Origin of the sequence: Exiguobacterium sp. K1, assembly GCF_033721435.1 — a bacterium.
GTDB classification, from domain to species: domain Bacteria; phylum Bacillota; class Bacilli; order Exiguobacteriales; family Exiguobacteriaceae; genus Exiguobacterium_A; species Exiguobacterium_A artemiae.
Map to the genome: position 1 here is coordinate 564,518 of NZ_JAOTIT010000001.1, position 16,733 is coordinate 581,250.

Below are 16,733 nucleotides of genomic sequence, written 5' to 3' on the forward strand. Positions count from 1 at the left end.
AACTATCGACTGGACGGCAAACCGTCTGAAAGGATGAGAGCAGTGAACGAGCAATTATTTACGACAGAACGTCTGATGAGTAACTTCAGAGAATACATGCAGCAAAATGAAGCGTACATGACAAAAATCCAAGCATTAAACGCCTACTACAAGGTCGTCGCCGGATCGATTCTGGCGGATCGTATCGCCAAAAATGCCGATTTGATCGTTCGGATGCGTCATCTCGAAGAAGCGTATCAGAAAGTGGCGCAGGAAACACGATGAAAGAAATTCGATTACATGACGTTAAACGCGTGTTTGCGTCTTCTACGGAACAGCTTCCTAAAAATGCCGCAGCCGTTTTAGTCCCACTAGTAGGGCGGGACGGGGAAGTGCATCTCTTATTCCAAGTACGGGCGAAGACGTTGCGTTCGCAACCGGGAGAAATTGCATTTCCGGGCGGTCGGATTGATCCCGGAGAACAGCCGAGAGCAGCGGCGGTGCGGGAAACAACGGAAGAATTGAATATTCGCGAAACTGAAATTGAAATCATCGGAACATTGGAACCGCTCGTCACGCCCAATCGTTCCATCATCTATCCGTATCTCGGCATCCTGACAGCGGAGGATATTCAGCCGTCGCCGATGGAAGTCGACCATATCTTTTATGTGGCGCTTTCCGACTTGCTTGCAGCAGAACCGATCCAAGGTGAAATGGAATGGCGGATTCGTCCCGGTAAAACCGTACCGACGGATCGTTTGGCGAACCGGGATGCGTATGTCGACCGGACATATAAGACAGTCGAACATTTTTATGAACATGAAGAATATTTGATTTGGGGACTGACTGCGAAGATTTTACGGCAGATGTTACGTACCTTGACGCAATACTAGCTTTTTCACAGGTTCTTTTATATGATTAAGACTATCTGAACGTGTCAGGAGATGAAGAAGATGGAAGAAGAAGAGTTATTTGATTATATCGTCGGTGATATGGTGAAAACAAAAGAAGGTTGGGTGGCGGAAGTCACAGCTGTATTAACGAATACGGTAGTAGGCGATCTCTCGCATACAAAAAACTTCGAATCGCTTGGTTTTGAATTTGAGAAACAAGTTTTGATCAAATCAGAGATTGAATTATTAGAGCGTAAGACAAAATAAACAGTAAACCGGACAGAATCTTCTGCCGGTTTTTTTGTGTCTTCCAATCGTGTAAAGCAGGTTTCAGAACGGTTAAATCAGGGAAATTTTACAAAGATAATAACGAATAGACTTGACTACATTAAGGTGCTGGAGGGATCGTACGTGATTGAATTTAAAGCAGTTGGAAAAACATATCCAGATGGAACGAAAGCGGTCCGCGATTTAAACTTTACAGTCGATCAGGGGGAAATCTTTTGTCTGATCGGTCCGTCCGGTTGCGGGAAAACGACGACCATGAAAATGGTCAATCGATTGATTGATCATACGGAAGGGCAAATTTGGATCAACGGTCAACCGATCATGTCAATCAATGAACACGAGTTGCGTCGTCAAATTGGTTACGTCCTTCAGCAAATCGCCTTATTTCCGCATATGACGATTGAAGAAAACGTAAGTGTCGTTCCGCATTTATTGAAGTGGGACAAAAAGAAGGTCGAAGAACGTGTCCATAACCTCTTCCAGTTAACCGGTTTAAATGAGAATTTAAGAAAAAAATATCCGGGGGAACTTTCGGGCGGCCAGCAACAGCGGGTCGGTGTCATGCGGGCTTTGGCGGCAGAACAAGACGTCATCTTAATGGATGAACCGTTCTCAGCCCTTGATCCGATTTCAAGAGACCAATTACAAAACGATTTGCTGCGCTTAAACGCAGAACTCGGGAAAACCATTTTATTCGTCACCCATGACATGAATGAAGCGTTAAAGCTCGGCAGCCGGATCTGTTTAATGAATGACGGCGAGATTGTTTTGATCGGGACAAAAGAAGAAATTTTGGCCAGCAAAGATGAATTTGTTCAAGAATTCATGGGTCAAGTCAGGGGGACTGTCCAATGACAGGATTGTTTGAGACGTACCAAGACCGAAAGACGGAATTGTTGCAGGCGTTGATTGAACATATTCAACTGTCTGTTTTATCATTGGTGATTGCCTGTGTGATTGCCATTCCCCTCGGTATCTATCTGTCGCGCCACAAAAAGTTCAGTGAATGGTCGATTGGGGTCACTTCAGTCATCCAAACGATTCCTTCACTCGCGTTACTTGGTCTGATGATTCCGCTCGTCGGCATCGGGACAGTCCCATCCGTCATCGCACTCGTTTTATATGCCCTTCTTCCAATCGTCCGAAATACGTATACGGGCTTAGCGGAAGTAGACCCTTCACTGAAGGAAGCAGCGCGGGCTTGCGGGATGACACCGATGCAGAGTCTGATGAAAGTTGAGCTTCCGCTTGCCTTGCCGGTCATGATGGCCGGGATTCGGACGGCGATGGTTCTGATTATCGGGACGGCTACGATTGCCGCCTTGATTGGAGCCGGCGGACTTGGTTCGATCATCCTGCTCGGGATTGACCGCAATGACAATTATTTGTTATTACTCGGTGCGATTCCTGCCGCTTTGCTCGCTCTTTTGTTTGACGGATTATTAAGACAGACGGAAGTCGCGACTAAAAAACGTCAAACCGGTCGACTTGTGGTCGCTCTAGCCTTGATTGCAGCATTAATCATTACACCATTCGCCCTCGGCCGGACGGAACAACCGGATCTGGTCGTTGCCGGTAAATTAGGGGTCGAACCAGAAATTCTAATGAATATGTATAAACTGGTCATCGAAGATCAGACGGATTTGAACGTTCAAGTCAAACCGAACTTCGGGAAGACGACATTCGTCTATAAAGCCTTACAGTCCGGTGATATTGATTTGTATCCGGAATTCACGGGCACAGTGCTTGCCAGTCTGACGAACGAAAAGCCGGTCTCGAACGATAAACAAGCTGTTTTTGAGCAGGCACGCGATGGTCTTGCTAAACAAAAGCTGGCACTGTTGCCACCGATGAACTATAACAACACCTATGCTGTCGCCGTTCCGAAAAAGGTTGCAGACCAATATCAATTAAAGACGATTTCCGATTTACAGCAAGTAGCGGATCAATTAAAAGCCGGATTTACATTAGAGTTTAAAGATCGGCAAGACGGCTATAAAGGAATTCAAGAAAAATACGGTGTCAATTTCAAAGAAGTGGTGACGATGGAACCGAAACTACGTTATAAAGCCGTCCAGTCGGGCGATATTCAAGTCATCGATGCGTATTCGACCGATCCGGAAATCGCCAAATATAACATGGTTGTGTTAGAAGATGATCAGCAACTATTCCCGCCTTATGAGGGGGCTCCTCTTCTTCGACAAGAGACGTTAGACGAATATCCGGAAGTCGAACAGGCATTAAAGCAGTTGGATGGAAAAATTTCCGACAGCGAGATGTCAAAAATGAATGAAGCGGTCGCTTATGGCGGGAAAACAGCCAATCAAGTCGCACGCGACTATTTACAGAAAGAAGGAATTCTGAAATGAGATTGCTACTGATCAGTAACCCGACGGCCGGGTCCAACCGCGCCGGACTTTTACAGGATGTGATTGATCCGTTGGCAGCGATGTTTGACGAAATTGTCATTCGGCAAACTGCCAAAGCCCTTGATGCCTTACATTTTGCAGAAGAAGCGGACGGTTTTGATGCCCTCGTCGTCATCGGCGGGGACGGGACTGTTTTTGAAGTCATCAATGGAATCGCGAAACTTGAGACCCGTCCGGTTCTCGGTATCATTCCGGGTGGTACGTGTAACGACTTTGCCCGGACGCTCGGATTACCAATGGTGCCACGGTTAGCTGCCGAAATGATTGCGACCCAGCAAATCGTCGAAGTCGATCTCGGGCAGGTCAATGATACGTACTTCTTGAACTTCCTTGGTTTAGGTCTGATTGCGGAAGCTTCCATCGGAATTGATACAGAAGAAAAAGCCCGTCTCGGTAAGATGGGATATTATCTCTCAACGATTCGATCCAGTATGGAGGCAGAACCGTTTTCTTACGAGCTCGAGTTAGCGGAAGGTCAAAAAATGACGGGAGAAGCCGTGCTGATTTTAGCTGCGAACGGGGAATCACTAGGTGGCATCGGAACCAATCTGTCAGAAGGCGCTTATAACGACGGAAAACTTGATCTTGTCATCGTTGATGAAGTGAACTTGACGACAATCCGCGATGTCATCTTACAAAAAATAGGTCTGGCGACAGAACCGTCGTTTACACATATTTTGACAAGCGGCTTCACGTTAAAAACCGACTCTCCGAAAGTCATTGATACGGATGGAGAAAAAGCGATGCATTCGCCGATCGAAGTCAAAGTATTACCAGAGTTTTTGAAGATGTACAGTGGACGGATCGATGCATTACCATGAAACGAATCATCAATTAAATAAAGTGTTTCGGATCGAAGTTCCTCATGCGGACTTCGATTTTTTTTAGGATGAAACATCGTTAATTCAGCGCGAATATGCGGTTATGCTTTGACGCTTTAAAGAAAATGTTTGATAAAGGATGACTTCCTGGATGAACTTTTGTACAATGGAAAAGTATTTTTGAAAAGGAGGGTGAGCACATGAAGGGAAATGCATGGGCTTCAAAGATTGGATTTATTTTGGCGGCAGCTGGATCAGCGATCGGGCTGGGCGCAATTTGGAAGTTCCCATACACAACGGGAACAAACGGAGGCGGGGCATTTTTATTATTATTTTTGGCCTTTACGCTTTTGCTCGGATTACCGGTATTGATTGCCGAATTCTTAATCGGGCGGACGAGTGGCAAAACCGCCTTACGCGCTTTTTCAGAGCTTGGTCATAAAAAATATACGTTTATTGGTTGGCTCGGTGTTATCGCGTGTTTTTTGTTGCTCTCATTCTACAGTGTCATCGGCGGCTGGGTTCTCATCTATATCGTGCTAGGGTTTTCCGGAAATTTAACGTCGATGAATGGATCGGACTTGGGTGAATTATTTGCGACAGTCTCCGGTTCGCCCGGTTATGCCATTACGGGACAGTTAATTTTTCTGATTATTACGTGTGTGATTGTCTTACGCGGAGTGCAGGCCGGTATTGAAAAAATGAGTAAAATCATGATGCCTTTACTTTTCCTCTGTTTCATCGTTCTTGTCGTTCGTTCGTTGACGCTCGAAGGAGCAGGCGCGGGAGTCCGCTTCTTCATCGAACCTGACTTCTCGGCCCTGAACCGGACATCGGTCCTTAGTGCGTTAGGGCAAGCGTTCTTTTCTTTATCGTTAGGCGTATCAGCGATGCTGACTTATGCTTCGTACATGAAGGAACGGGGACAAATCAATCGTTCCGCGATCTGGATCGTGTCGTTGAATGTGGTCGTCTCCTTGCTTGCAGGATTCGCCATTTTCCCGGCTGTTTTCGCATCCGGTCTCGATCCGGCGGAAGGCCCTTCGTTATTGTTCATCGTCTTGCCGACGGTGTTTAGTCAAATTCAATTCGGATCGTTGTTTTTGATCCTGTTCTTCCTCTTGTTCGCATTCGCATCGATCACTTCCTCTATTGCGATGCTTGAAGTGGTGGTGTCCGCTATTACGGACCGGAAAGAAACCGCTACGTTCCGGGATAAAAAACGAAATACGATTATTGCCACGATATTAATCGGGGTAATCGGTATTCCATCAGCTCTATCATTTGGTATGGCATCTGACATCACATGGATGGATAAAACGGTTTTTGACTGGATGGACTTTACCGTTTCCAATCTCCTGATGCCGATTGGTGCCTTGTTGATTTCATTTTTTGCCGGATTTAAATTGGACCGTGCTCTAGTCGAACAAGAACTTGTCACAAGTCCGCTGATGAAATGGCTTCTTCCGTTCTGGCGTTTCAGTATTTGTTATTTGAGTCCGCTCGCCATTTTGATTATCTTGATTTGGCCGCTGTTTGGTTCTTAAAAAGAAAAGGATAGTGACAGATCATAATAAAAAGTTCGTCTGCAGCGTTTTGCGGACGGACTTTTTTTGGTTGCCGGTATGATGGCAGAAATCAAACTTGAGACGGATGTCATGCTCGATAGATTAAGGTGAAATAAGAAATAGAGAGGACTAACATTTCTCTAAAACGGGAAACTTTTTGTTATATGATGCGTAATGGTAAGATATAAGTAACAAATAATTAAAGTGCAGACAGTGAAGACAGAATAGAAGAAACAATCAAAAGGGGTGGTGATGAGGTGAAGTCTTCTACATGGTGGATCTTTGGTTCCATCGGTCTAATGTTCGTATTTCTTCAAGTGGCGGATGCCTTGAATTTTTCCGGCATTTTCATTGCACTGGGTCTCTGGTTCATTTGGAGCGGTTATCGTGCGAAACCGGGAAAACGGTATCGGACTGAACGGAAATCAACGGAATTAAAACGAAAAAATGTGAAAAAGAAATTGTTGCTTGATGATGAAGATGAGTTTGTCGGAAGTGTCATCTTAAAACCGGAACAAGCAACGCGAAGGTTCGATGAAACGGATGATTTAGAGCTTCAGGTCTTACAGCGGACGGTCGAAGAAGGATTTGCTAAACTTCAATCCTTCGATAAAATCATTCCGGCGATCCGGGATAGTGAAGTCCGCTCTGAAATGCGGATTGTTTCCCGGGAAGCCCATGTCCTGTTTGAAGAATTGTTCACGGCGCCGCGTGAAGTCAAAAAAGTCCGTGATTTCTTTACATTTTATCTGGATTCGCTGCTCTCGATTTCAGAAAAGTTTGCGGATCTCGAACGGCGAGGAGCGCAAGTTCAACTTGACACACGGGAACAGTTGCAATCCAATCTGAAACTGATCGCCGAGAAGTTAAAACAACAGCAATCGTTGTTGTTAGAAGGCGATACAGTAGACTTAGAACGTGAATTGTTAACGATTGAAAAGGTTTTGGCACAAGAGTCAGAACAACGAAAACAGGAGGAGAGTTATAAACATGACCCATTCTGATAACAACAGTTGGCAACAATGGCCGGAAGAAGAATCAACGACACAACCGACAATTTCGGATCCGTCCGTTGACTTGAACCTTGCGGAAGCGACATCCCGTCCGGCTGCACCGGTCCGGCCGGTCGAAGACATGATCCCGAGTGACGTTCCGGCAGAACAACGCCAAAAAATTGAACGGTTGCTCCAAGTCATCGATTTAAACAAATCAGATGCCGTCATGCAGTACGGGGCACCGGTTCAACGCGAATTGTCACAGTTTTCAGATCAAGTGTTGAGTGAAGTGAAAATGAAAGACGGCGGCGATGCCGGCAAACTTTTGTCGGATTTAATGCAACGGGTCCGTCAGATGGATCCGGATACATTACAGGAAAAAAAAAGTTTCTGGTCCAATGTTCCGGTCATCGGCCGGGCGAAGAAAAAAGCAGAGACGTACTTTTTACAGTACGAAAAAATGAGTGCTTACCTGGAAGAAGTCGTTCATAATCTGGATCGTTCAAAATTCGGTTTGATGAAGGACATCACGCTGCTTGATCAGATGTATCAAAAAAATAAACGGTACTTCGAAGAACTGAACCTCTACATCGCTGCAGGGGAAACAAAGATTGCACATGTCAGAGAACATGAAATCGAACCGTTACGTATGGAAGTCGAACGGTCACAGGATCAGACGCGGATACAGGAACTCAATGACATGATTCAGCTCGCTGATCGATTTGAAAAGAAAATCCATGACTTAAAACTGTCACGGACAATTAGTTTACAAATGGCTCCACAAATTCGTGTCATTCAACAAAACAATCAAATTTTAGCGGAGAAGATTGAATCAGCGGTCGTCAATACGATTCCACTTTGGAAAAACCAAGTCGTTCTCTCGCTCAGTCTGTCGCGGCAAAAAACAGCCCTGCAGATGCAAAAAGACGTCACGAATACGACGAATCAATTGTTGGAACAAAATTCACGACTGCTCAAAGATTCATCGATCGAAATTGCAGAAGAAAACGAAAAAGGAATCGTGTCTGTTGAGTCCTTGAAAGTGGCGCATCAAAACCTGATCGAAACGTTGGATGAAACGCTTCGCATTCAACAGGACGGAAAACAAAAACGTCGTGATGCGGAACACGAGCTTGAACGAATGGAAAATGAATTGAAGCAAAAAGTCATGGAAGTGGCTTCAAAAAATCGCGAATTACCAAACCGCCCTTACTAAGGAACACATTTATGTGTTCCTTAGTGGTTTTTTTAAAATAGTTATTCAGGGGGAGAACGTTATGATGAAAAAACAACATCAATGGGATACGACCTGGCTTTTGTTTGCACGGATGATGGCGGATCGCCATTCAAAGTGTGCGTCAAAGTCAGTTGCCTGTGTCATCGTCAAAGATGAGAAACCGATATCGATCGGAATCAATGGAACACCGAGTCAGCACGTGAATTGTAATGAAATCTATTTAAAGCAGGACAACATTCTGTATAAAGCAGAAGCCGAAGGACAACAGCGAAAGACAGATGCCTTGTCAATCGTACATAACGGTCAAGTATTTTACCGCTGTGACAACCAAGAAGAACACCATGAATGGTCGAAGATGAACGAGATTCATGCTGAAATCAATGCACTCGGAAAACTTGCGGCCGACTCGACGAGCGCCCGCCATGCGACAGCCTATGTGACACACAGTCCCTGTCATGCCTGCAGCTTAGCCTTGATCGCCTCGAAGATCGATCGTGTCGTCTATTCAACAGGCTACGAATACGGGGATGGTTTGACACTGATGCGTCAAAGCGGGATCGAAGTTCTTCATCGTCCGTTAACAGAAGAATATTTTCTTGAAAGAATTTTCGATAAAGACTTGTAAACGCTTCCATTGCATTGTATTATGAAATTAAGCATTGCCATGGTAATTATTCACTCTTCCATTCGGGATAACTTCAGAAGAAGTTATCCCACTTTTTTTTGAAAAATAAATTGACATATTTCCAATATTCTGCAATGATGTATATAGAATATGACGAAGCGGAATGCCGCATTTTCATTAGAAATGTCCATCAAGGAGCTGGAATGCCAGGTCGTTGAAAAAAAGTCCTGACTCATTTGAGTCAGGACTTTTTGTATGCTTAATGCAGGATGGCCCAGGAAGTTTGAAGGCGCTCGGCTCGAACACGTACTTTTTTCGCCGTCGCGCCGGCTAACACGGTCATCAAACGTTGACAGAGAATGTCGGGTTGTGTTTGATGAAGAAACAGTTGCTGGATGAACCGTGAGAAAACGACATCGTTCGTTGCGAGTTGCCGTTTTAATGTCTCATGGGACATGCGATCGATTTCTACCGTATCAAAGCCGGCACCCGGATTAAATGACGAGACAATCAACAGCTTAACAGGGGCTGCTTCAAGTGATAAACCAAGTGCCTCCACTTGTCGGCATGCTAAGATCATTTCTTGATCAATGAGTTGATGTAATAAACAAGGATTTTTCAGAGCAAGCGGATCATAAACCGAAACGGCTTGACGAAGCTGTTCACGAGTGACAATAGTTTGTTCCGGCTCCAGTTCTGAAGCTTGAACAGTGTCATAACAAGTCGATAATGAAAAAATCATCCGGTAATCCTCCTTATCATGGATAATTTGTCTTCACTTGTCATTTTAAATCATAAATGAAGCGCTTACAATGAATGTTTTAGCATATGCAGGAATCAGGAAGATTTGTTATCATGAGAGGCAGAGTAAATGAGAGGAGTGTTGACGATGATTCGATTATTTAAAGCGATTCCCGAGCTTGAATTACCGGTTTACAGCGGAGAAGACTATCCGGTCGGCGGAACTGAGAAGACGACCGGCTTTCTGATCTCGAACCATGTTCCTGGAGAACAGGTGGAAGAAACCTTGCTTGTCGCATCGGCTGAAATTAAAACAAGTCAGACAGGTCGTGAATGGTTACAGTTCACCTTCAACTCTCCAAGTGGTTCCTGCAAAGGGAAACAATGGTTGAACCAGGGAACAGCAGAAGAGGCGATGCGTCCGTATCTTGAAACCGGAATCGTTCATGTCTCGGCCAAGGTAGATGAATATCCCGTTGATTCCGGAAACAAATCTTTAACGGTCCAGCGGGTGAAAGCTGTGCACGATCAATCGGGTACCGCCTATTTACCGCAAATGCCAGCAGGTGAATCCGCACAAGACTACCGTGATCAATTGATCGGACTGGTTGAAAAAATGGAGGCACCGCTCCGGCAAGTGGCACATCGGGTGGTAGCCGCCTATTGGGACGATTTTTCGACCCGTCCGGCAGCCTTGTATCACCATCATGCCTATATCGGTGGATTGTTAAAGCATACAGCGTGTATGATGACGATCGGTTTTGGGATTTGTCAATCGGAACGACCTGATTTGACGCTGTTACAATGTATTCAGGAAGCCGAAGCGGATCATAAAAATGATTTATTCCAAGCGGGTGAACGGGACATGCGCCAATTTGCCTGGGATGACAGCTTTGATGCTTTGTACCAGTCGGCCCGGTCGATTGCCCTGTTGGACGAACGACCGCACCAGGATGAGTTACTGTTGGGTATTTTATTGCACGATATCGGAAAAATCTTTGAATATACCCACCTTGGAGCAAGCGGTGACCGTTTTTCCCGTTTGGTCCAAACAGAACCAGCCAGTGAACAATTATCCGGAATCGCTTTAGATCCGAACGGTGTGTTGGTCGGTCATATGCCGTACGGATGTTTTGTCCTGGAACAAGCACTCCAAGCAGAAGCCGTCCGTCTCCCGGTCAATCAATATCACCGGTTGATGCATATGATTCTATCCCACCACGGCAAAAAAGAGTGGGGATCAAGCGTCACACCGCAGACAACAGACGCCTGGTATTTGCATGCCATCGATTTACTCGATGCGCGGAAAGAAAAATGGCGCCAGTCGCAGTTAACATAAGGAGTGAACCTATGTCTGAACGTATTCAAACGACCCTTGTCACCGGCTTTTTAGGGGCAGGGAAAACGACATTATTAAACCGGATTGTTTCGAATCCGATTGAAAAAGTAGCATTACTCGTCAACGAAGTCGGTGCCGTCAACATCGATGAAGCCTTGATCGAGCGAAGTGACGAAGAAGTCATCGAACTGACGAACGGTTGCATCTGTTGCTCCATTCGCGGTGACTTGCGGGATGCGTTACTTCGGATTGCGAAAAAAAGACGGCATGGTGAAATGACATTTGATCGTTTGATTGTGGAAACAACAGGGATTGCCGATCCGGGTCCAATTTTACAGACGTTCTATTTTGAACCGGCGGTTGAACAGCAGTATCAAATATCAAGTGTCATTACGGTCGTCGATGCTTATCAACTGGAGCGGCAGTTAACATTTGAAGAAAACGTCCGCCAAATCGGGTTTGCTGATACTTTGTTGCTGAACAAAACGGATTTAATTTCGGAGAATGATGTGACGGTTGCTCTCAAACGTTTATCCGAACTGAACCCAACGGCGTTAATTTTACCGACGGTCGAGTCCGAAACACCGATCGAACAGTTATTTGAAACATTCCATTTTCCGAAACAGGAAGAAGAACGATTGGCTCAACAAACGGACGGCTTGCAGAAGGCGGCCGATTCCTTTACTGCGTTAACGATTACAGAACCAGTCCCGTTGCATCGGCAACGTTTCGGTGCTGTCCTGCGAGAAATTCTTGAGGCGTATGCGGAAGATTTATACCGGTATAAAGGCATTCTTCATTTTTCGGATACGGATCGGAAAACCATTTTACAAGGAACAGGCATGATTTACGGAACGGCAACACGCGGTGAATTTGAAGGGTCCAAACAAACAACGCTGGTCTTCATCGGAAAAAATCTGGATGAACAAGCGATTCGAAAAGGTGTAAAGGCGGCGAGAGAACATGGTTGAGTTGTATTTTGACGGAGCGGTCCGTCCCTCGAATGATGATGCGGCAGTCGGTATTTTCTGCAAAAATTCAGAAGGTCAGGTCATTGAACGGACGTTTCGGATTACGGCTGAAAATAATCACGAAGCTGAATTTCAGGCATTTTTAAAAGCAGTGGAATTAGCGGAAGAATTAGCCGTACAAGGAGAAAGCGTGTTTTCCTTCCGGACGGATTCAGAAGCTGTTTCGTTGGCAGTCGAACGCGAATTTGCCAAAAACAAACGGATTCAAATTTATTTTGATCCGGCATTCGAACAATTTTCCCGGTTACCGCTTGCATTCGTCAAATGGATTCCACGGTCGGAAAATAAAGCCGATCGTGTGGCAAAAGATGCTTTAAATGAATATGAATAAGAAAACTGACCGGATCGCACAGATCCGGTCAGTTTTTTCATAGAGACGTCTCATCGACCGGATCTTCCAGTCGTTCGACTAAAATTTGATCAATCCGCCGACCATCCAAGTCAACCACCTCGAAACGATAACCATTGCTCGTCACGTGACTTCCGCGGACCGGAAACTCGCCGAGCAGATATAAGACGAGCCCGGCGACCGTATGATAACTATTTTTTGCTTCGCCAGGTAACTCTGTTTTAATATCGAGTACCCGTTTTAAATCATCGATATGCAGTAAGCCGTCTGCTAAATATGATCCATCCGTCCGCTGGACAAGTTCCGGTTCCTCTTCGACCGTCGAGATTTCACCGACAAATGCTTCCAAGATATCAAATAATGTAATCATTCCCAAAAAACCGCCATATTCATCGAGTACAAAGGCAATGGAAACCGTTTCCTTGCGCATCCGTTCGAGCAGGACAGTCGCTTGCAATTGTTTCGGGACGATAAGCGGAGTGTGAATCATGGACTCGATGACAGCAATCGGTTGCTCGGCAGCGAGAATTTCCTTGGCATCGATGTATCCGACGAAGTGATCCAAATCACCGTGACCGACAGGAAGATTCCGGTGTTTTGCACTTCGTAAATCAGCCAAGATCTCGTCGGATGAATCCGTCAAATCAATCCATTCCGTCACCGTACGCGGTTCCATCAATTCATATGCCAACTGATCGTGAAACGCGAATACACGCGAGACTTGTTCTGCCTCTGACGTTGCGAACGTCCCTTCTTTTGTCCCGCGAATCAACAACTGTTTGACTTCATCTTCCGTCTCGTCTTCCATTTGCAGCCGGTCGAGTCCGATCATCCGGAAAATAACGCTTGTTGACTTACTCAAGATGAAGATGAACGGCTTTAAGACACTTGAGAATATCCGCATCGGTTGTGCCAGAAGCATCGTGACACGCTCCGGACTGACAAGGGCAATTCGTTTTGGGACCAGTTCACCGACGACAAGCGATAAATAAGTGATGATCGTGACGACGACGACATAGCCGATCGTACTGGCGTAAGGTGCCAGCCACTCAAAACCGGCGAGCCAGTCAATCAACGGAGCGGATAAAGCAGCACCGCCAAAGGCTCCGTTGATGATGCCGATTAAGGTAATACCGACTTGAACCGTCGACAGCAAATCCGTCGGACGTTCCAAAAAGTCGAGAGCGATTTGAGCGGATTTTTTTCCGTCGTCGGCATATTGTTGCAGCTTGGATTTTTTGGAGGACAGTAAAGCCAGTTCCGTCATCGCAAAGACCCCATTCGCCAAAATTAAAAGTAAAACAATTGTTAAATTGATCAACCACATCAAGCATTCACTCCTTTTCGATAACAAACTATTCCCCAAACCGGCCTCTATCATTCCCATTCGTGACGGTTTCCGTTAAACTATTAATGTATCAGCAGATAAAGGGGGAAATGATTATGGAATACCGTTTAGAACATGACACGATGGGGGAAATTCGTGTCCCGGAAGCACAGGAATGGGGAGCACAAACACAACGCAGTCTGGAAAACTTTAAGATCGGTACGGAAAAGATGCCAATCGAAATCATTCGGGCATTCGCCGTTCTGAAAAAGGGCGCAGCATTAGCCAATCGTGATCTAGGGGTTTTGGATCAAGAGAAAGCGGAAGTGATTGCGGAAGTCTGTGACGAAATCATCGCCGGACAGTTCGACGCAGAATTTCCACTGGTCGTTTGGCAGACGGGTTCCGGCACACAGTCGAACATGAACGTCAACGAAGTGGTTGCCCGGGTCGCAACACGGAAACTTGCCGAGCGGGGAAGTGACAAGGTCATCCATCCGAATGATGATGTCAATAAATCACAAAGTTCAAACGATACATATCCGACGGCGATGCATATTGCGGCGAAGACGATTGTCATCGATCAACTGTTGCCGGCAATCGATGCGATCCACGCAACGCTTGACGAGAAAGCCAAAGCCTTCTCAGACATCGTCAAAATCGGCCGGACCCACTTACAGGACGCAACACCGATTACACTGGGTCAGGAAATCAGCGGCTGGGTCCGTATGTTACAGCTTTCGAAAAAAATGATTGAATTGACACTGGAACCGTTGACGGAACTGGCAATCGGCGGAACGGCTGTCGGTACGGGCATCAATGCCCATCCGGAATTCGGGGACCGGGCAGCTGAAAAAATGAGTGAAGAAACCGGGAAATCGTTTGTCAGCGCAGAAAATAAGTTCCATGCCCTGACGAGCCATGATCAACTCGTCTTTTCCCACGGAGCCATCAAGGCACTTGCGATGGATGCGATGAAAATCGCCAACGACGTCCGCTGGCTTGCATCCGGTCCGCGTGCCGGAATCGGTGAGATTACGATTCCGGAAAATGAACCGGGAAGTTCGATCATGCCCGGAAAAGTCAATCCGACACAAAGCGAAGCGTTGACGATGGTCGCTGCTCAAGTTCTTGGAAATGATGCGACGATCGGATTTGCTGCAAGTCAAGGGAACTTTGAACTCAATGTCTTTAAGCCGGTCATCATGTATAACTACATCCAGTCGGTTCGGTTATTGACGGATGCCCTTCAGTCGTTTAATGATCACTGTGCCATCGGAATCGAGCCGGAGCGGACTGTCATCGCCGAGAACGTCGAACGTTCCTTAATGCTTGTCACGGCACTCAATCCGCATATCGGGTATGAAAATGCAGCTCGGATTGCTAAAGCTGCGCACAAAGAGGGTACAACTTTAAAAGAGGCGGCACTTGCCACCGGTTTATTGACAGAAGAACAATACGATCAATGGATCGTTCCGGCGGACATGGTTCATCCGAACTTAAAAGCATAATCGAAAACGAGGGTCTTCCCTCGTTTTCTTTTCAGTCGAACGGATGATTTCGGCTGTATAGAAAGAGAGGGAAGACACGTGGAAACAACCAAACAACAAATTGAAAAACAAATCAATCAGACGATTCTGATGGTCGAACGTTTACTCCGGATGGATACGGTTCCGAAATCGGAGTTGCTTGTTTTCGCACAATGGCTGAACCGATTCAGCGAATATGATCAAGCAAATTTCTTGGAGCGGCAGACAGCAGGCTGGGGAAGTGAATTGAACGGGGCAGCGGAAGAAGTCACGCATGAACAAATCGTGAAGCTGCTCGCACCGGTCATCGATCATTTGTCAGAACGGGGACGGAAGAAAGTCGTGCGCAAGGAAATGATTCTTTCGGTCACGAAACGGTTTTTGGATAACATTCAATGGAAAAAAGCACTGGAGCACGAAAAATACATGACACGTTTTTTCGGTTCAATCGAAGATACACTGGAAGTCGGATACGATTTGCATGTCGATGCGATGCTGATTGATTACGAAATCATTCGCATGACAGAAGATGCATTGCTGAAGAAGTTGATTAAAAAATTGGAAACCGCGTTCATTCCGCTGATTTTGATTGGTCCGAATGACCCGACTGTCCGTCAGATGTGTTATGCACTTGGAGCAGATGATTACTGGGATGAGACGGTAGGGATCGACGAACGTAAGATTCGCCTTCAGCGGTTGCTGCGGAAATTACGTGCCGTGTCTTCATCGATGTTAGTTGATGAGTTAACAGGTGCCTTCAACCGAAAATATCTTCAAAATGCTTACCGGAGACGGACATCGCGGTTGGAACGTGATCATCAGCTGTTTGCTCTGGCCATTTTCGATTTAGACCACTTCAAACGAATCAATGATTTGCATGGACATCCAACAGGTGATCTTGTGTTGACTGAACTGGCAGCTTTGACGAAACAAGCTCTCCGACAAGACGACGAATTGATTCGCTTCGGGGGTGAAGAATTTATGGTGCTGTTTAGTGCAGACAATTCGAAACATGCCGCAGAGATGATGGAAAGGGTTCGGGCACGAATTGAACGTCATACCTTTCCAAACGGGTTGAAAGTAACGGTTTCAATCGGATTAACGATTATTGATGATGCTCTGATGGATCTAGAAGAGATGACGTCTGAAGCAGACGAAGCCCTCTATCAAGCCAAGCGAAACGGACGGAACCAGGTCATCCTGTACGCGATGGCAACTGCCAAGGAGAAGCTAGAGGTCGTCATTAAGGTCGAAAAGACGTTACTGCCATCTCTTTCACGGATGGAGTTACCGTTTCATCCGAAATACGATTTTAATCTCGTAGCTGACGATCAAAAAACAACTGGCGCGATTGAGCTTTACGTAATGCCGCTCGAACGACTGGCAACGTCAGATTTTAAGCTAGTTAAGCAGTGGAAGCAGGCACGGGAGGCCCTCATTGACGTGATTGCGATTGCCGATGAAGAAAATCAACTGCTGGGACAGGCGCTGGAACGCGGCGTTACGGATTATTGTTTATCTCCGCTTGATTCCCATCAGTTGGAAGAGCAAATTCGCCAATGGGTGATTCGTCTGCCTTAAA

At 45.9% G+C, this 16,733-nt stretch carries 17 protein-coding genes; 15 read left to right on the forward strand and 2 right to left on the reverse strand.

The features are described 5' to 3' along the window. Positions 1–33: 33 nt before the first annotated feature. From yvfG to N7U64_RS02850, 10 genes are all read left to right on the forward strand, one after another. Positions 34–264 (forward strand): protein YvfG, encoded by a 231-nt coding sequence (gene yvfG, locus N7U64_RS02805; RefSeq protein WP_233494521.1) that lies wholly within the window; start codon positions 34–36, stop codon positions 262–264. Further along, positions 261–872 (forward strand): CoA pyrophosphatase, encoded by a 612-nt coding sequence (locus tag N7U64_RS02810; RefSeq protein WP_318928401.1) that lies wholly within the window; start codon positions 261–263, stop codon positions 870–872. Before yvfG ends, N7U64_RS02810 begins: the two co-directional genes overlap by 4 nt. 60 nt (positions 873–932) lie before the next feature. Then, the gene (locus tag N7U64_RS02815; protein ID WP_012370627.1) at positions 933–1,139 is read left to right on the forward strand and encodes a hypothetical protein; all 207 of its coding nucleotides are present in this window, start codon (positions 933–935) and stop codon (positions 1,137–1,139) included. Between the two features lie 144 nt (positions 1,140–1,283). Then, positions 1,284–2,015, forward strand: a complete 732-nt coding sequence (locus tag N7U64_RS02820) for an ABC transporter ATP-binding protein (protein WP_012370626.1) — start codon at positions 1,284–1,286, stop codon at positions 2,013–2,015. Beyond that, on the forward strand, positions 2,012–3,529 hold the full coding sequence (locus tag N7U64_RS02825) for an ABC transporter permease/substrate-binding protein (protein WP_214764446.1): 1,518 nt from the start codon (positions 2,012–2,014) through the stop codon (positions 3,527–3,529). The genes N7U64_RS02820 and N7U64_RS02825 overlap by 4 nt, the downstream gene beginning before the upstream one ends. After that, positions 3,526–4,410 (forward strand): diacylglycerol kinase family lipid kinase, encoded by an 885-nt coding sequence (locus N7U64_RS02830; RefSeq protein ID WP_318928403.1) that lies wholly within the window; start codon positions 3,526–3,528, stop codon positions 4,408–4,410. Before N7U64_RS02825 ends, N7U64_RS02830 begins: the two co-directional genes overlap by 4 nt. Positions 4,411–4,610: 200 nt before the next feature. Continuing rightward, positions 4,611–5,957: a sodium-dependent transporter gene (locus N7U64_RS02835; RefSeq protein ID WP_318928405.1), complete on the forward strand. Its 1,347-nt coding sequence runs from the start codon at positions 4,611–4,613 to the stop codon at positions 5,955–5,957. Between the two features lie 278 nt (positions 5,958–6,235). Then, positions 6,236–6,982, forward strand: a complete 747-nt coding sequence (locus tag N7U64_RS02840; protein WP_012370622.1) for a 5-bromo-4-chloroindolyl phosphate hydrolysis family protein — start codon at positions 6,236–6,238, stop codon at positions 6,980–6,982. Next, positions 6,969–8,189, forward strand: a complete 1,221-nt coding sequence (locus N7U64_RS02845; RefSeq protein ID WP_290828640.1) for a toxic anion resistance protein — start codon at positions 6,969–6,971, stop codon at positions 8,187–8,189. Before N7U64_RS02840 ends, N7U64_RS02845 begins: the two co-directional genes overlap by 14 nt. Before the next feature lie 64 nt (positions 8,190–8,253). Continuing rightward, positions 8,254–8,835, forward strand: a complete 582-nt coding sequence (locus tag N7U64_RS02850; protein WP_413230423.1) for a deoxycytidylate deaminase — start codon at positions 8,254–8,256, stop codon at positions 8,833–8,835. A gap of 259 nt (positions 8,836–9,094) precedes the next feature. Here N7U64_RS02850 and N7U64_RS02855 read toward each other — a convergent pair whose 3' ends face one another. Continuing rightward, on the reverse strand, positions 9,095–9,577 hold the full coding sequence (locus N7U64_RS02855) for a hypothetical protein (protein WP_318928409.1): 483 nt from the start codon (positions 9,575–9,577) through the stop codon (positions 9,095–9,097). A gap of 147 nt (positions 9,578–9,724) precedes the next feature. Between N7U64_RS02855 and N7U64_RS02860 the strand changes: the two genes are divergently transcribed. Genes N7U64_RS02860 through N7U64_RS02870 form a run of 3 tightly spaced genes read left to right on the forward strand, consistent with a single transcriptional unit; the run spans position 9,725 to position 12,277 of the window. Further along, complete coding sequence (locus N7U64_RS02860) at positions 9,725–10,915, forward strand: HD domain-containing protein (protein WP_318928411.1); 1,191 nt, start codon at positions 9,725–9,727, stop codon at positions 10,913–10,915. A gap of 11 nt (positions 10,916–10,926) precedes the next feature. Further along, positions 10,927–11,886, forward strand: a complete 960-nt coding sequence (locus tag N7U64_RS02865; RefSeq protein ID WP_318928413.1) for a CobW family GTP-binding protein — start codon at positions 10,927–10,929, stop codon at positions 11,884–11,886. After that, a complete protein-coding gene (locus tag N7U64_RS02870) occupies positions 11,879–12,277 on the forward strand; it encodes a ribonuclease HI family protein (protein ID WP_318928415.1) in 399 nt (132 codons plus the stop codon). The genes N7U64_RS02865 and N7U64_RS02870 overlap by 8 nt, the downstream gene beginning before the upstream one ends. A 37-nt stretch (positions 12,278–12,314) precedes the next feature. Here the strand turns inward: N7U64_RS02870 and N7U64_RS02875 are convergent, their stop codons facing one another. Continuing rightward, positions 12,315–13,622: a hemolysin family protein gene (locus N7U64_RS02875; protein ID WP_318928417.1), complete on the reverse strand. Its 1,308-nt coding sequence runs from the start codon at positions 13,620–13,622 to the stop codon at positions 12,315–12,317. Between the two features lie 116 nt (positions 13,623–13,738). Here N7U64_RS02875 and fumC point away from each other — a divergent pair, with 116 nt between their 5' ends. Together fumC and N7U64_RS02885 are read left to right on the forward strand one after the other, a co-directional pair. Next, positions 13,739–15,133: a class II fumarate hydratase gene (fumC, locus tag N7U64_RS02880; protein ID WP_290828626.1), complete on the forward strand. Its 1,395-nt coding sequence runs from the start codon at positions 13,739–13,741 to the stop codon at positions 15,131–15,133. Between the two features lie 78 nt (positions 15,134–15,211). Beyond that, on the forward strand, positions 15,212–16,732 hold the full coding sequence (locus tag N7U64_RS02885; RefSeq protein WP_318928419.1) for a GGDEF domain-containing protein: 1,521 nt from the start codon (positions 15,212–15,214) through the stop codon (positions 16,730–16,732). The last annotated feature ends 1 nt before the right edge of the window (position 16,733 follow it).

What these genes read in the sequence shown, in the direction of transcription:
- yvfG (WP_233494521.1), top strand. Translation starts at nt 34, where the DNA reads ATGAGAGCAGTGAACGAGCAATTATTTACGACAGAACGTCTGATGAGT.
- N7U64_RS02810 (WP_318928401.1), top strand. Translation starts at nt 261, where the DNA reads ATGAAAGAAATTCGATTACATGACGTTAAACGCGTGTTTGCGTCTTCT.
- N7U64_RS02815 (WP_012370627.1), top strand. Translation starts at nt 933, where the DNA reads ATGGAAGAAGAAGAGTTATTTGATTATATCGTCGGTGATATGGTGAAA.
- N7U64_RS02825 (WP_214764446.1), top strand. Translation starts at nt 2,012, where the DNA reads ATGACAGGATTGTTTGAGACGTACCAAGACCGAAAGACGGAATTGTTG.
- N7U64_RS02830 (WP_318928403.1), top strand. Translation starts at nt 3,526, where the DNA reads ATGAGATTGCTACTGATCAGTAACCCGACGGCCGGGTCCAACCGCGCC.
- N7U64_RS02835 (WP_318928405.1), top strand. Translation starts at nt 4,611, where the DNA reads ATGAAGGGAAATGCATGGGCTTCAAAGATTGGATTTATTTTGGCGGCA.
- N7U64_RS02845 (WP_290828640.1), top strand. Translation starts at nt 6,969, where the DNA reads ATGACCCATTCTGATAACAACAGTTGGCAACAATGGCCGGAAGAAGAA.
- N7U64_RS02850 (WP_413230423.1), top strand. Translation starts at nt 8,254, where the DNA reads ATGAAAAAACAACATCAATGGGATACGACCTGGCTTTTGTTTGCACGG.
- N7U64_RS02855 (WP_318928409.1), bottom strand. Translation starts at nt 9,577, where the DNA reads ATGATTTTTTCATTATCGACTTGTTATGACACTGTTCAAGCTTCAGAA.
- N7U64_RS02860 (WP_318928411.1), top strand. Translation starts at nt 9,725, where the DNA reads ATGATTCGATTATTTAAAGCGATTCCCGAGCTTGAATTACCGGTTTAC.
- N7U64_RS02865 (WP_318928413.1), top strand. Translation starts at nt 10,927, where the DNA reads ATGTCTGAACGTATTCAAACGACCCTTGTCACCGGCTTTTTAGGGGCA.
- N7U64_RS02870 (WP_318928415.1), top strand. Translation starts at nt 11,879, where the DNA reads ATGGTTGAGTTGTATTTTGACGGAGCGGTCCGTCCCTCGAATGATGAT.
- N7U64_RS02875 (WP_318928417.1), bottom strand. Translation starts at nt 13,622, where the DNA reads ATGTGGTTGATCAATTTAACAATTGTTTTACTTTTAATTTTGGCGAAT.
- fumC (WP_290828626.1), top strand. Translation starts at nt 13,739, where the DNA reads ATGGAATACCGTTTAGAACATGACACGATGGGGGAAATTCGTGTCCCG.